Genomic DNA, 15,605 nt, shown 5'->3' with positions numbered 1-15,605 from the left:
AGTGGGGCTGTATATCAAATAACAGTTCTTCATTAAAAGGGAGAGATAGAAATATAAATCAAAAAACTTTTCGAGCTATTTTTCAGTCTAACAGAAATGTCTATTTTTGCACATGCAACACAACGTCCTTATTTTAGATTTTGGGTCTCAGTACACACAGCTGATTGCCCGTAGAGTTCGCGAGTTAAATATTTTCTGCGAAATTTTTCCTTACAATCACTTTCCAAGTGATTTATCAAGTTACAAAGCCGTGATTTTATCAGGTAGTCCTTTTTCGGTTCGTGCCGAAGATGCGCCGCATCCCGATTTATCTCAAATTCGTGGTAAAATGCCTTTATTAGCGGTTTGCTATGGAGCACAATACCTAGCACACTTTAGTGGTGGAGAAGTAGCACCTTCAAACATCCGTGAATATGGTCGTGCAAATTTATCGTTTATCAAAGAAGACGAATTGTTCTTTGATGATGTAAATTTAAACAGTCAAGTGTGGATGAGCCACAGCGATACCATTAAAAAAATGCCAACAAACGGTGTGCGTTTAGCGTCTACTAAAGATGTTGAAAATGCAGCATATCGTATCGAAGGAGAAACAACCTATGCTATTCAGTTTCATCCTGAAGTATATCACTCAGAAGATGGAAAACAAATGCTAGAAAACTTCTTAGTTAAAATCGCTGAAGTACCTCAAAACTTTACACCTAGCTCATTTGTGGAAGATATCGTTGCTGAAATGAAAGCAAAAATAGGAAACGACAAAGTAGTTTTAGGTCTTTCGGGTGGAGTAGATTCTACGGTAGCTGCAGTTTTATTAAACAAAGCGATTGGTAAAAATTTGTACTGTATTTTCGTTAATAACGGATTGCTTCGTAAAAATGAGTTCGAAAATGTTTTAAAACAATACGAAGGTATGGGATTAAACGTAAAAGGAGTAGATTCTTCTGAGCGTTTTCTTTCTGAATTAGCTGGAATTGATGATCCTGAAACAAAGCGTAAAACGATTGGTAGAGTTTTCATTGAAGTATTCGATGATGAAGCTCATAAAATAGAAGATGTCAAATTCTTGGCACAAGGAACAATCTATCCGGATGTTATCGAATCAGTTTCGGTAAAAGGACCATCTGCAACAATTAAATCACATCACAATGTAGGCGGATTGCCAGATTTTATGAAACTTCAAATTGTTGAGCCTCTTCGTATGTTGTTTAAAGATGAAGTACGTAGAGTAGGTAAAACATTAGGTATAGATGATGAGTTGTTAGGACGTCATCCTTTCCCAGGACCAGGACTTTCAATTCGTATTTTAGGAGATATCACTCCAGAAAAAGTTAGAATTCTTCAAGAAGTAGATTATATTTTTATTCAAGGATTAAAAGATCACGGGTTATACGATAAAGTATGGCAGGCAGGTGCTATTTTATTACCTGTGAATAGTGTAGGAGTAATGGGTGATGAGCGTACTTATGAAAAAGTGGTAGCCCTTCGTGCTGTAGAATCTACAGACGGTATGACTGCTGACTGGGTGCATTTACCATACGATTTCTTAATGAAAATTTCTAACGAAATTATTAATAAAGTAAAAGGGGTAAACCGCGTGGTATATGACATTAGCTCAAAACCACCAGCAACAATTGAATGGGAATAAATTAAAACATAATAAAATGTTAAAAAAGTCGTTACAAAGAATATATTTGTAGCGACTTTGTTTTTTTAATAAAGTTGGGACAAGAAAAACCAAACCAAAAACGAACCTACATGAAACAATTTTTACTCCTTTTTTTAGGAATGAGTCAGCTTGTACTTGCCCAACAAGAAAAGTCATTTAAACATAAAGTTGCTGCAAATGAAACTGTAGCTCAAATCGCAAAAAAATATAATGTTTCTGAAAGAGAAATTGTAGAACTCAACCCTGGTTCAGAACGTGGTCTTCAGGAAAATACGACTCTTATTATCCCCAATCCCCAATCTATTTCTTATTTATTAAAGAAGAATGACGTGTCTTCTGTGAATTATACAAAGCACGAAGTACAACCAAAAGAGACATTGTATAGCATTTCTAAACAGCATAATATCTCAGTAGAAGATATTCAAATGGCTAATGAATCGGTTTTAAGAGAAGGACTTAAAATTGGTCAAACACTTAATATTCCAGATAAAAAGATTGCAGTTGCTGAAAAAAAAGAATCATTGTTAAATGGTAATTTACATGAAGTTCTGCCAAAAGAAACCTTATTTAGCATTGCTCGTTTATACAATGTTTCGGTAAAAGATTTAGACGAATTAAATACTGATCTTTTAAAAGAAGGACTAAAAATTGGTCAAAAAATAGCTATTCCTAATAAAAAGAAAACCATAAATGGTCAGGCACGTATCATTAACAATGAGACTATTTTTCATGTAGTGCAGTCAAAAGAGACAAAGTATTCTATTTCTAAAAAATATGGCATAACTATTGAACAGTTAGAATTGCAAAACCCTGAAATTATTAATGGTTTAGTGGAAGGAAATAAATTAGCAATTAATAAATCAATGTTGAAGGCTAAGAATGAAAATGAAGAGTTGATGATTGCTTTGGCTGAAAAACAAGCGATTACTGAAAAATCAAAAGCTCAAAATGCAAAAATTGAAGATCTGGAAGATAGATTGACAGTACAGAAAGAGTTGAATAAAAAAATGATTACCCTTAACAGGTTAAACATTAATTTAAATGCTATTGATGAAACTAAAACAGGTTCTGTAGAGAAATTGAGATTAATTTTAGATGCCAATAAAAAAATACAAGATGTATTGGTTTGGAAATTAGATTCATTAGCAACTACAATGGCACAGGATTTGGCTCAATTAAAAGAGAAAGATATAGAAACCCTTGAAGAGTCTAAAAAATTAGAAAAAGAATCGTATAAAAACATTGGGGAGACCAATAAGTTAATCATTCAATTAAAAAGAGATTTAGCAGAAAATAGAAAGATTTTTACTGGAGTAATGCAAAAAGTACAGCGCTTAACAGTTCAGGAAAATCAAGAATATAAAAAGAAAGTTAGAGAAAATTTATCTGATAGAGATATAGCGTCAATTGATGAAATGAATAAATTAAATTTAGGTCAGACAATCAATGAGAGAAGAAATGAGGCTTTGTTTGCAAAAATTGAAAATATCGATGCCGAAAAGAAAACAGAGTTAAAAAGAAAAATTTCTAAAGCCTCTTTTTATAGCTCTGAAGCTCGTGAATATGATGATAAGTTGGCATTGGTAAAACTTCAGCGTCATCAAAAAACGATTAGTGAAAATCAAAAAGATGTGGCTTCTACAAATGAAAAAATGCCAGAATCAACGGAGGTTAGAAAGAAACTAAACGATAATGTTATTGATGTAGAAAGACCAACTAGAATTGAGATTGTTAGAAACTTGAAAGAACAAGAAAACGGATTTTATTTAGTAGCTGATATTTTCGAAGATGCAAAGCTACGTGATGAGTTTGCCGTAAAGCTTTCAGATTCAGGTGAAATGCAGACAAGCTTTTTCTATAACGTGAATAATTTTTCTTACTATGTTTATGTGAAAAAGTATGAAACATCAGATGAAGCGATATATGCTTACAATCAAAAGATAAATAAACCAAATTTTGATAAATTATTTATTGTACATATCCAAAATGAGCAATAATTTTGCGGATAAACAGTTTGAATCTTAAAGAATGAAAAAAATGAAGAGTTTAGTTAAAGTTTTAATTCTATTAGGTTTTACAACTGTATTCGGACAAAATTTAATAAAGCATAAAGTTTCTAAAGGCGAAACCATTACTAAAATTGCCCAAAAATACAGTGTTACGCCTAATGATATTTATAAAGTAAATCCAGATGCTTCAAAAGGAGTAGAGGAAAATACAATCCTGCTTATCCCTAATAAATCAAATGTGACTCCAAAAGCGGTTGCAGAGAATAAGCCTAAACTTAACTTAAAAAAACATGAGGTTAAGCCAAAGGAAACGTTGTATGGAATAGCAAATAGTTATGGTATAACAATTCAGGAATTAGAAAAAGCTAATGCTGAAGCCTTAAAAGAAGGGCTTAAAATAGGCTTGGTCTTAAATATTCCAGTAAAATCAAATACTACTAAGCCAGAAGTGAAAACTAATGTGGCAGATACCAAGAAAACAATTCTACATGAGGTTAAACCTAAAGAAACAAAATATGGAATTGCAAAAGAGTATGGTATTTCTGTCGAAGAATTAGAAAAGAAAAACCCTGAAATTAAGGACGGATTGCAAATTGGTTTTCAGTTAGTAATTAAAGGAGAAAGACCAAAACAACAAGTATCTCAGCCAATTGTTACAAAAGAAGTTAAAGAAGACACACCAAAAACTCAAACCTCAATCCCTGTAGTTGATAAAGTTTTAAGTACTAATGAATACACTGTTAAGCCAAAGGAAACATTGTATAGTTTGTCAACTCAATTTGGTGTTTCTCAAGAAAAACTTATCGAGCTTAATCCTGAATTAAAAGATGGACTAAAAGACGGAATGATCATCAAAGTGCCTGCAAAAGCTATTGTTGCAGTAACACCAAATCGCCAAAATAGCGACTTGTCTAAAACTGTAAAAAAAGGACAGAATAAAAAATTAGCGATGCTATTACCTTTTAACATTGCAAAATTAGATCAAGACACAATCAATTCTACGAAGTCAAGACTTAAAAAAGATAAATTTTTAAATATGACACTCGATTTTTATGCGGGTGCATTAATGGCGATAGATTCAGCAAAAACATTAGGAATAAATGTTGATATTTCAATTTTTGATTCAAATGAAACGAAATCTACTTCAGATGTTTCAGGATTGATTCAGAATAAAAATTTAAAAACGATGGATGCCATTATTGGTCCATTTTATCAAAATAATGTAGAAAAAGCAGCGTCATTATTGACTGATGTGCCAGTGATTTCCCCATTGTCGAAAGATTATGATAAAAAATTTCCAAACCTTATTCAAGCAACACCTACTAATGAAGATGTAAAATTGGCGATGTTTAATTTTATGCGTGAAAAAGGAGGAAACATTATTGCTGTTGTAGATCCTAAAAAAATGTCTTCAAAGCAATACATCTCTGAAAATCATAAAGATGTTTTGTTTGCAACAGTTAGTGATGCTGGTGTTCTTGATGTAGCAAGTTTAAAATCATTTTTAGTGAAAGATAAAATGAATTATGTCATTTTAGAAACTGAAAAAACGAACTTGATTTTAAGTACCACAACAGCGTTACTAGCTTCATTAAAAGATTTTCAAATTAATTTGGTAATTCTTGGAGAAAACGATGCCTTGGATTTTGATGAAATTCAAATGAACAGGTTAACTAAACTTAAAATGCATTATCCATCAATGGTTAGAGTAAATGATTCTGATGCTGCTACAGATTTCGAATCGGTTTTTAAAAAGAAAAATAAAATTCTTCCAAATCAGTTTGCTACTCGTGGTTTTGATGTTACTTTTGATGTGTTAATGCGTTTATCTCAAGAAAAGTCTTTAATTGAAACATTCAATGATGCGTCAACAGAGCAAGTAGAAAGTAAATTCAACTATGTTCAAAATCCAGATGGAGGCTATATGAACAAAGGAGTTTATATTTTATACTACGATACCGATTTAACAGTAAAACAAGAAAACTAATGGCAACTTCAAAAGTGACATATCTAGGCGATTTACGTACGTCTTCAATTCATATTAGTTCAGGATCTGAAATTATTTCTGATGCACCAGTAGATAATAACGGAAAAGGTGAAGCCTTCTCACCAACTGATACTGTGGCAAATGCTTTGGCGTCTTGTATGTTTACCGTTATGGGAATTAAGGCTCGTGAAATGGATGTCGATTTTTCAGGTTCTACTGCTGAGGTTACAAAAGTAATGGCTACAGATCCAAGAAGAATTTCAGAAATTCATATCACTTTCAATATGAATCTAGAAGTTGATGAAAAAACAAAAACTATCTTAGAACGTACCGGAATGACTTGTCCCGTGAATTATAGCTTGCATCCAGATATTAAAAAGGTGATTGTTTTTAATTGGAAGTAATTTTCTATGTTTAAAAAAAAATATAGAATACTTATTTCGCTGTTTTTTTTATTTTCCTTAAATGGATTTTCTCAGCAAAAAAATGATTGTTCAAAACTAGAGTTAGACAAACTGCATTCAAAAACAAAGTTTGTTAAGGATTCTATTACGGTTTTAAAAAAGACTGTTGAGGCTAAAATTAAAGATGAATCTAATAATTTGAAGAAAGATTTGTTAAAACTTAAATTAGACTCTTTATATAATGTTTTAGATAAAAATGATATAGAAGAATTAAAAATTGATATTCAGTTTTGTAAGCAAAATCCAGATTGTCTTTATAGCTTTGATCTTGTTAATGGTCAAGTTTCAAGACAGCCAGGGAAAGATTTTTACAATGATTTTGAATACGTTTATAATAATTCATCTAAAGAAATCAAAGAAAGTGAATCTGGGAAAAAAATGATAGAAAAGCTAAAATACTTTAAACAAAGTATGGTTGGAAGCTTGGCACCTAATTTATCAGGAATAGACATAAATGGAAAAAATATATCACTAACTAATTATAGGAAAAAGAAATTTGTCTTAATTGATTTTTGGGCAAGTTGGTGTGCGCCATGTAGAGAAGAAATACCATTTATAAAAACTGTTGGGAAAAAATATCAAGAATATTTAGAAATAATTGCTATTTCTGATGATAAATACATCAGTAAAATGATTGAAGCTATTAATAAAGAAGGGATAGAAGAGTGGAAGCATTATTCTATTGAACAAAACAATAGCTCAGCCCGAAAAGATTATTTTGTGAACGGAATTCCTCATAAAGTTTTAATTGACTTGAATGGAAAAATAATTGGTAAATGGAAGGGTAGTGGTGAATTAAATAAAAAAGAAATTAGTGTCTTACTGTTCAATACCTTTGGCTTTTAAAATTACAACTTATAGTTTATAATGTGACTACTAACAAAGACCTCCTCATAAAACTTGCACATACAAAAATGCCTTTCGGGAAATACGAAGGACGCTATCTTATAGACTTACCCGAACACTACGTAGTTTGGTATTCCCAAAAAGGATTTCCAAAAGGACAATTAGGGGAACAATTACAACTGGTTCATGAGTTAAAACTTAATGGATTAGAAGAACTGGTTCGTAACATTAAAAGAAACTTTCCCAAACCATAATTTCTTAACGAATAATTGTCAAATAGAGGTTGTCAATTATCAATTAATAATTGTATTTTTGCGCGGTTTTAATTTAAAATCAGAACAACAACTAAATTTACCCTAAGCTTAGTTTATGCTGAGCGTAGTCGAAGCAAAGGGCAACAACGCAACAACACAATAAAATGAATCAAACAAAGTATATTTTTGTTACAGGAGGTGTTACTTCTTCTTTAGGAAAAGGTATTATTGCAGCTTCGTTAGCAAAATTATTGCAAGCAAGAGGTTACCGAACGACTATTCAAAAATTCGATCCTTATATCAATGTGGATCCAGGAACCCTGAATCCTTACGAGCACGGAGAATGTTATGTGACAGATGATGGGGCAGAAACAGATTTGGATTTAGGTCACTACGAGCGTTTTTTGAATGTGCCTACTTCACAGGCGAATAACGTAACTACTGGAAGAGTATATCTTTCGGTTATTGAGAAAGAAAGAAGAGGAGAATTTTTAGGAAAAACAGTTCAGGTGGTACCTCATATCACTAACGAAATCAAGGAGCGTATGCAGTTGCTTGGACAAAGTGGTGACTATGACATTGTGATTACAGAAATTGGTGGAACTGTTGGTGATATAGAATCGTTACCATATATAGAGTCGGTTCGTCAATTGTTATGGGAATTGGGAGATAATAATGGAATTGTGATTCATTTAACATTGGTTCCTTATTTGTCTGCTGCAGGTGAGTTAAAAACAAAACCTACACAACACTCTGTAAAAACATTAATGGAAAGCGGAATCAAAGCAGATATTTTAGTTTGTCGTACCGAGCATGAAATTTCTCAGGACTTACGTCAAAAATTAGCTTTATTTTGTAATGTAAAGAAAGAAGCTGTTATTCAATCGATAGATGCTTCAACAATATATGACGTTCCTAATTTAATGTTGGAAGAAGGCCTGGATAAAGTGGCTTTAAAAAAGCTTGATTTACCTGAGAAAGCGACACCAGATTTAAAACAATGGAACGAGTTCTTGCACAGACTGAAAAATCCAAAGCACGAAATTAATATTGGTTTAATAGGTAAATATGTTGAATTACAAGATTCTTATAAATCTATATTAGAAGCTTTCATTCACGCTGGAGCCGCAAATGAGACAAAAGTGAATGTAATTTCAATTCATTCTGAACATTTAGATGCCAAAACGGCAGAAGAACAGTTAAAAGGATTAGATGGTATACTTGTTGCTCCAGGATTTGGCGAGAGAGGAATTGAAGGAAAAATTGAAACAGTGCGTTATGCTCGTGAGAATAAAGTTCCTTTCTTTGGAATTTGCTTAGGAATGCAAATGGCTGTAATAGAGTATTCTCGTAACGTGTTAGGTCATGTTGATGCGAACTCGACAGAAATGAATCAAAACACTTCTCATCCAGTGATTAACTTGATGGAAGAACAAAAAAATATTACTGATAAAGGCGGAACTATGCGTTTAGGAGCATGGAAATGTCATTTAGAAGAAAATTCATTGGCATACAAAATTTACGGAAAACAAGATATTTTGGAACGCCACCGTCACCGTTATGAGTTCAACGGTGATTATTTAGAAGCATTGCAAAATGCTGGTTTAAAAGCATCAGGTATTAATCCTGATACTGGTTTGGTAGAAGTGATAGAATTGGATAATCATCCGTTTTTCATTGGAGTACAATACCATCCAGAATATAAAAGTACAGTAGCAAATCCGCATCCTATTTTTGTCAAGTTTGTGGAAGCAGCTGTGAAAAATAAAAAATAATAAGTTTCTAGAGTACCTTGAAAAGCTTGTGTTAAGCGAAGTCAAAGTATGATTTTAGTAACAAATTATAAATTGAATAGACTAACAAGCTTACTGCTTAGAGCCTAATGCTTAGAGCAAAATTTTAAAAATGGAACAAAAAAAATTCGACCTTAATTCAATTATTGGATTTGCATTGATTTTTGGTATTATGATGTGGATCATGTATCAAAATCAGCCAACACAAGCTGAAATTAATGCAGAAAAAGCTAAAAAAGAGCAAGCTACTAAAGTAAAAGAGCAATCGCAAAAAGTTGCAGAAACAACTGCTTTGGTTACTTCAGCTACTTCAGATTCTACTAAAGTTTCGGCTGCGTTACAAGCTTCTTTAGGGAGCTTTGCATATTCTGCTTCTTTACCATCTGCAAAAAATGAATTCACTACTATTGAAAATGATTTGGTGACTTTAAAAATTGCTAATAAAGGAGGTTATATTGCTGATGCAACTCTTAAAAAATATAAGTCAATTGATAAGAATGGTAAATTAGTTCAATTAATTAAAGACAATAATGCTGGACTAAACATTGCTTTACAAACAAAAGATGGTAAAAAAGTAAATACTAAAGATGTTTTCTTTGAACCAACTCTAACTAAAGTTGATGGAAATCAAGTGCTTTCGATGAAATTGAAAGCAGGGGAAAATCAATTTTTAGAATATAAATATGTATTGAAAGCTAACGATTATATGTTAGATTTTGATGTGCGTTCACAAGGATTGGCATCAGTTCTTAATACAAGTAATGGAGCAAATTTAGAGTGGAACTTAAAAGGATATCGAAATGAGAAAAGTGTTAGCTATGAAAATACTTTAACAGAAGCTGTTTACGAGTACGAAGGAGGTAAGGATACGTATTTAGGTCAGTCACAAGACGAAAAAACAGTTGAAGATTTAACGTATGTCGCTTACAAACAACATTTCTTTACTTCAATCTTATTGACAAAAACACCTATTAAATCGGCTAAATTAACTTCTGAGAATTTAATTAAGGATACGGCAAAAGATACTATTTTTACAAAATCATTTAAATCTTCATTGCCTTTAGCATTCACAAATGGTGAATTAGATTATAAAATGAACTGGTATTATGGACCAGCCGATTACAAAACATTGAATGCATACGATAGAAATCTTGACGAAATTATCTCTTTTGGATGGGGAATATTCGGGTGGATTAACCAATTTATATTTGTGCCATTATTCGGTTTCTTGAGTGGTTTCTTGTCTTACGGAATTGCAATTATTTTATTCACTGTAATTATTAAATTGGCAATGGCACCGATTACCTATAAATCATTCTTGTCACAGGCAAAAATGAAGGTATTGCGTCCAGAATTGAATGAATTAAATGAGAAATTTAAAGATCCTGTAAAACGTCAGCAAGAGACTATGAAGTTGTACAACAAAGCAGGTGTGAATCCTATGGCAGGTTGTATTCCAGCTCTGATTCAAATGCCATTCATGTTTGCTTCGTTTAAATATTTCCCTTCAGCAATCGAATTAAGACAACAAGGGTTTTTGTGGGCAAAAGATTTATCATCTTATGACTCTATTATAAAGTTACCATTTAGTATTCCATTATACGGTGACCATGTGAGTTTGTTCCCTATTTTGGCAGCAATTGCAATTTTCTTTTACATGAAATATACAACTGGTGATCAACAAATGGCAGCGCCACAACAAGAAGGAATGCCAGATATGAGCAAAATCATGAAAATGATGATTTGGATTTCGCCAGTAATGATGTTAATTTTCTTCAACAACTATGGTTCAGGTTTGAGTTTATATAACTTGTTTTCTAATATTATGACATTAGGAATCATGTTCTATATCAAAAATTATGTGGTGGATGATAAAAAAATCCATGCACAAATTCAAGAGAATAAATTAAAAGAGCCTAAAAAACCCAGCAAGTTCCAGCAAAAATTACAAGAAGCTATGGAACAGGCTGAAGCACAGAAAAATGCGAAAGGAAAAAAATAATTAAAATAATTTCCTAAAAAATACAGTCCCTGTTTTGATTCTTGTTGAAGAATTGAAACAGGGATTTTTTTATTTGTTTAATTTTAAAAGCAATAATTATGAAAATTGCCATTATCGGTTTCGGGAATTTAGGCAAAACATTTGCCAGTAGTTTTATTAAATCAAGGGTCATTAAGAATGAAGATATTTATGTAGTAAGTAGAACGCTGCCCAAACTCGAGATGTCTTTAGGAATACCGATGATTAATTTTCAAAATACGCCTAGCTTAAAAATTGCTGAATCAGATATTATAATTCTTTGTACAAAACCACAGGATTTTGAAGAGGTAGTTAAAACTTTAAAACCAGTTATTTCAGAAGAACAAATTATATTATCTGTAATGGCTGGAGTTTCTATTGAAAAGATTAAAGAAAAATTAGGGATAAAAAAAGTGATTCGTTCGATGCCAAATTTAGGAACACAAATTGGCTTGGGAATGACAGTTTTTTCGGCTTCGGCAGAAATTGATAGAAAAGATTTGTTTATTGTTCAGAATCTAATAAATACCACAGGAAAATCAATTTATGTTGAAGACGAATCATTGATTAATCCAGCTACAGCAGTTTCTGGAAGCGGACCAGCCTATGTTTTTTATTTTATGAATGCAATGATTAAAGCGGCTGAAGAATTTGGGTTCTCATCATCAGAAGCAGAGGTCTTAGTGCATCAAACTTTTCTTGGTGCTGTCAATCTTCAAAGTGCTAGTAATTTATCCAACGAAGAATTAATCATGAAAGTAGCTTCAAAAGGAGGAACTACAGAAAGTGCATTAAATGTTTTTATTACTAATGCGTTAGATGAAACAATTGCCCAAGCCATGCAAAGTGCTAATAGCAGAGCTATTGAATTAGGAGCATAGAAGCTTTTAAATAAAAGACCGAATGTTACATTCGGTCTTTTTATTACATGACACTTTTGTTAAAATGAAGGTAACAATACTTTGTCAAGTACATGAATTACCCCATTGCTGCATTGTACATCTACAGCGGTTATATTGCTTACTCTTGCATTGACATCTGTAATTCTTGAAGGTGAAAGATTTACTGTGAAATTTTGCCCAAGAATAGTAGTTACCGATTGGTTATTGGTTAATGTATTTGAAAGTACATTTGCAGGACTAACAACATGGTATTGTAGCACTTTAGTTAAATTAGCAGTAGATACACCTGCAATGCCTCCTGGAGCTAATTCAGTATTTAAGTTTGTAAATGCAGTATTTGTTGGAGCAAATACAGTAAATGGACCAGTCCCTGATAAAATTCCTACAAAGTCGGGTTGACCGGCTCCTGTTAAGACTCCTACTAGTGATGAGAAATTTGGATTTGCTGTAGCGTGTGTTACTACGGTAGGAAGACCAATAACAGCATCTACAACATGAATTACTCCGTTTGAAGCCAATATGTTGGCTGTAGTTACAGATGAAACTCCATTTAATCGTACTCCGTTGGAAGTATTAACAAACATACTTAAGGTATTGGTTGATGAAGCACTTCCTTTTCCTAAAGTTTTAACATAACCTGTTGTTAAGGAAGAAGATTGTATTGAACCTGAAACTACATGGTTTAATAAAATTTCTTTTAGAGTAGCTACTGGAACAGCATCAAGATTTGCAAAACCGTTAGCAGTCAGAAAAGTGTTAAACGCAGCATTAGTAGGAGCAAAAACCGTGTAAGGACCATTACCTTTTAAAGTAATTGCTAAATCTGCTTTTGTAAGTGCTTGAACCAATACAGATAGATTGTCTGTTCTACTTGCAATACTAGTTATAGTATTATCAGTAACGATTGGTGTACTATCGTCATCATCATTACTGCATGAATTAAGCACTAAAATTCCTAGAAATAGTGCTGTAAAAAATTTAATTTTTCCAATGAATTCCATGATTTTGAGTTTTAAAGTTGAGTAAATTTAAAAATAAAAAAATATTTTGTTTAATCTTTTTAATTAAAAATTAAACAAAAATAAAATTTTAATATTTCTTTAACTTATTCATGGTCATGCTATTGGCTTTGTTTTTAATTTTTGTAATAATTAAAGCCGCCTCGTTATAAGAACGAGACAGCTTTTTGTATCTTTATTGAGGAAGACGATCTCTATCACCTTTTTTACGGTTGAATTTGTAGGTAAACGTTAAAGTTGCTCTAGTGCCAGAAAATCGTCTTTCGGCATCAATTGTGTAATTGTTTCCGCTGATATAATCTTTACTGATTCGGCTATCAAATATATTATCGACTTTTAATGTTAAAGAAGCTTTCTCTTTACAGAATTCTTTAGCGATAGCGATATCTGTCCAAAGTTGCTTTTGAGAATCTATTTGTCCGCTTTTTTTGGCTCCAATAATGTTGAAATTATTTTGAACTGACCAAGATGTTAGTTTTATTCTTGAATTTAATCGAGAAGTCCAACTATTATTAGATACATTGAATATTCCTTTTTGATCAAACTTATAAAAATTAAAATCACTTGATAAAAACCACCATTTGTAAGGCGTATATGTGGCATTTATTTCAAAACCATAACGATTTTCGGTTCCTAAATTGATTGATTTTTCGACCAAATAATCATTACTATTACGTGTTACAATAATGTCAAATAAATTGATAGTGTGTTGATGATAAACTGATGGATTCAAAGTTAATTTTTCCCATTTGTAAAGCGTTCCTAATTCGTACGAATCAATGTACATCGGATTTAGGTCTGGATTACCAATTCTGATATTTCTTCTGTCGGCAATCCCACCAAAAGGATTTAACTGAAAAAATGATGGTCTGTCAATTCTTCGGCTATAGCTTAACTGAACGTTAAAATTATTTTTTATTTCATAAGTAAGATGAACTGTAGGGAATAGTTTTGTGTAATTTTTATCTGTTTTGAATTCATTTTTTAAATCACTACTTCCTGTATTGAAATGTTCAGCTCTTAAACCTAATTGGTATTGAAATTTTTTAAATCCGTTTGAGTATTGTGAATACACGCCAAATATGCGCTCGTCATAATGTAGTAAGTTAGTTAAAGAATCTATTTGAACGGTATTGTCCCAAACGATGTAATCACTGTTTATTCTTCTAATTTCACCTTTTAAGCCAATATCAAATTTTGATTTCTCAGTTAAAGGAAATGACATGTCCGATTGAAAAACGACATCTTTACTGCTTTCAATGTCACGGCTTTTAAGTGTTTTTACTGTTGGTATCGGTATTTCGTTTCTTTCAACAATCCATTCGTTTTCATCATCATTCCAAAAATCGTACTGAACACTTGCTGTTAGTTTTTTGCCTTTCTTTTCAAAAGTTTTTACATAGTTCAGTTCTATTTGGTTTGAGATTTGTGGTTCTTTATAAGTTTCATTAGCAGTTGTTAATTGTGTGATGTTTTTATTAGTATCAAGATAAGCAAAACGGTAATCTACATTATTCTTGCTAACGTTGTTTCGGTAATAATAGCTTAAAGTCATAGTGTTATTTGTGTTGATGTAATAATCACTACCTAAATAAAGATTGAAACGGTTGAAATTTCGATTACGATCTGTTTTTTGGTCAATATAGTTTGTAACTTTTCCGTTTTCATAATTGGTACGAAATAATTCATCATCGCCAAAAACCGACATTCTACCGTAACCAATATCACTAAAAAGATTAAATTTTTCTTTTTTGTAGTTCATATTTACACCAATTAAATTGTAGTTTGGTACACCAACAGTTGCAGTTACAGAGCTTCCGAAGCCATTTGTTTTATTTTTCTTTAAAATAATATTGATAATACCCGAAGCACCTTGCGCATCATATTGAGCTGACGGGTTTGTAATTACTTCGATGCGTTCAATTGTTTCTGCTGGTATTTGCTGCAATCCGTTATTTTGTGTCATTACTGAAGGTTTTCCGTTAATGAGAATGCGTACGCTTGTATTTCCTCTTAAACTCACAGCGCCCAAAGCATTTACACTTACAGAAGGTACATTGTTTAATATATCATTTGCAGAACCACCTTTTGAAATTAAATCTTTTCCAACATTGAATATTTTTTTATCAAGACGGGTTTCTATCGATGATTTTTCTGCTACTATTTTGACTTCATCAAGGACTTTGGTTTCTTTTGCTATTAAAAACACTTTTCCTATGTTTTTATCTTCTAAAATTTGAATTTGGTTAAGTATTGCAGGCTCAAAATCAAAGAAATTAATGTGTAAATGATATTTTCCGGGTTTTATTTTTACTTCGAAATCTCCCTTCGCATCCGAAGTTGTTTCCTGAATTATAACATTAGTTTCACTATCAAATAAAGTGATACTTGCTAATTCGATAGGGTTTTGGTTTGTTTTTTCAAATACAGTACCTTTTACTATTACATCCTGTCCAAAGATTAGTGCAGGAAGCAATAAGGTGAGGGCATAAATTAATTGTTTCATTTGTTCGTTTTTTAATTTGGACCAAAAGTGATTATAATTAACAGACAAAATAATTGCAGTAGATAAATACCCCAAAAATCAAGATGTAAAGCTATTTTTAGCTTTTTATTCAAATTCGACGTTAGGTTTGGTATATTCGTGT

11 protein-coding genes are annotated in these 15,605 nt (G+C 32.0%); 9 read left to right on the top strand and 2 right to left on the bottom strand.

Annotation, left to right across the window (positions count from 1 at the left end):
* Window positions 1-112 precede the first annotated feature (112 nt).
* The 9 genes from guaA (at window position 113) to proC (ending at window position 11,917) form a co-directional block, all read left to right on the top strand.
* The gene (guaA, locus tag LJY17_RS06500; RefSeq protein ID WP_264543033.1) at window positions 113-1,642 is read left to right on the top strand and encodes a glutamine-hydrolyzing GMP synthase; all 1,530 of its coding nucleotides are present in this window, start codon (window positions 113-115) and stop codon (window positions 1,640-1,642) included.
* A gap of 110 nt (window positions 1,643-1,752) precedes the next feature.
* Window positions 1,753-3,660 (top strand): LysM peptidoglycan-binding domain-containing protein, encoded by a 1,908-nt coding sequence (locus tag LJY17_RS06495; RefSeq protein ID WP_264543032.1) that lies wholly within the window; start codon window positions 1,753-1,755, stop codon window positions 3,658-3,660.
* 40 nt (window positions 3,661-3,700) lie between these two features.
* Complete coding sequence (locus LJY17_RS06490; protein ID WP_264543031.1) at window positions 3,701-5,659, top strand: LysM peptidoglycan-binding domain-containing protein; 1,959 nt, start codon at window positions 3,701-3,703, stop codon at window positions 5,657-5,659.
* Window positions 5,659-6,063: an OsmC family protein gene (locus tag LJY17_RS06485; RefSeq protein ID WP_264543030.1), complete on the top strand. Its 405-nt coding sequence runs from the start codon at window positions 5,659-5,661 to the stop codon at window positions 6,061-6,063. The genes LJY17_RS06490 and LJY17_RS06485 overlap by 1 nt, the downstream gene beginning before the upstream one ends.
* Window positions 6,064-6,069: 6 nt before the next feature.
* Complete coding sequence (locus LJY17_RS06480) at window positions 6,070-6,969, top strand: TlpA family protein disulfide reductase (protein WP_264543029.1); 900 nt, start codon at window positions 6,070-6,072, stop codon at window positions 6,967-6,969.
* 23 nt (window positions 6,970-6,992) lie between these two features.
* Entirely contained in the window at window positions 6,993-7,223 is a 231-nt protein-coding gene (locus LJY17_RS06475; RefSeq protein WP_264543028.1) for a DUF3820 family protein, read from the top strand.
* A gap of 164 nt (window positions 7,224-7,387) precedes the next feature.
* On the top strand, window positions 7,388-8,998 hold the full coding sequence (locus LJY17_RS06470) for a CTP synthase (protein ID WP_264543027.1): 1,611 nt from the start codon (window positions 7,388-7,390) through the stop codon (window positions 8,996-8,998).
* A gap of 130 nt (window positions 8,999-9,128) precedes the next feature.
* A complete protein-coding gene (gene yidC, locus LJY17_RS06465; RefSeq protein WP_264543026.1) occupies window positions 9,129-11,018 on the top strand; it encodes a membrane protein insertase YidC in 1,890 nt (629 codons plus the stop codon).
* 98 nt (window positions 11,019-11,116) lie between these two features.
* Window positions 11,117-11,917, top strand: a complete 801-nt coding sequence (gene proC, locus LJY17_RS06460; RefSeq protein WP_264543025.1) for a pyrroline-5-carboxylate reductase — start codon at window positions 11,117-11,119, stop codon at window positions 11,915-11,917.
* A 59-nt stretch (window positions 11,918-11,976) separates the two neighbouring features.
* Here the strand turns inward: proC and LJY17_RS06455 are convergent, their stop codons facing one another.
* Together LJY17_RS06455 and LJY17_RS06450 are read right to left on the bottom strand one after the other, a co-directional pair.
* A complete protein-coding gene (locus LJY17_RS06455; RefSeq protein WP_264543024.1) occupies window positions 11,977-12,939 on the bottom strand; it encodes a fasciclin domain-containing protein in 963 nt (320 codons plus the stop codon).
* A gap of 193 nt (window positions 12,940-13,132) precedes the next feature.
* Window positions 13,133-15,463, bottom strand: coding sequence for an outer membrane beta-barrel family protein (locus LJY17_RS06450; RefSeq protein WP_264543023.1), 2,331 nt, complete (start codon window positions 15,461-15,463; stop codon window positions 13,133-13,135).
* Between the last annotated feature and the right edge of the window lie 142 nt (window positions 15,464-15,605).

It is taken from the genome of Flavobacterium hankyongi (genome assembly GCF_036840915.1).
Lineage (GTDB): Bacteria > Bacteroidota > Bacteroidia > Flavobacteriales > Flavobacteriaceae > Flavobacterium > Flavobacterium hankyongi.
Note: the sequence above shows the minus strand (reverse complement) of the source record. Positions and strands in the feature narration are given on the sequence as shown.

Excerpts from the sequence above, each read along its gene's own strand:
- guaA (WP_264543033.1), top strand. The coding sequence starts at position 113 with ATGCAACACAACGTCCTTATTTTAGATTTTGGGTCTCAGTACACACAG.
- LJY17_RS06495 (WP_264543032.1), top strand. The coding sequence starts at position 1,753 with ATGAAACAATTTTTACTCCTTTTTTTAGGAATGAGTCAGCTTGTACTT.
- LJY17_RS06490 (WP_264543031.1), top strand. The coding sequence starts at position 3,701 with ATGAAGAGTTTAGTTAAAGTTTTAATTCTATTAGGTTTTACAACTGTA.
- LJY17_RS06485 (WP_264543030.1), top strand. The coding sequence starts at position 5,659 with ATGGCAACTTCAAAAGTGACATATCTAGGCGATTTACGTACGTCTTCA.
- LJY17_RS06480 (WP_264543029.1), top strand. The coding sequence starts at position 6,070 with ATGTTTAAAAAAAAATATAGAATACTTATTTCGCTGTTTTTTTTATTT.
- LJY17_RS06470 (WP_264543027.1), top strand. The coding sequence starts at position 7,388 with ATGAATCAAACAAAGTATATTTTTGTTACAGGAGGTGTTACTTCTTCT.
- yidC (WP_264543026.1), top strand. The coding sequence starts at position 9,129 with ATGGAACAAAAAAAATTCGACCTTAATTCAATTATTGGATTTGCATTG.
- proC (WP_264543025.1), top strand. The coding sequence starts at position 11,117 with ATGAAAATTGCCATTATCGGTTTCGGGAATTTAGGCAAAACATTTGCC.
- LJY17_RS06455 (WP_264543024.1), bottom strand. The coding sequence starts at position 12,939 with ATGGAATTCATTGGAAAAATTAAATTTTTTACAGCACTATTTCTAGGA.
- LJY17_RS06450 (WP_264543023.1), bottom strand. The coding sequence starts at position 15,463 with ATGAAACAATTAATTTATGCCCTCACCTTATTGCTTCCTGCACTAATC.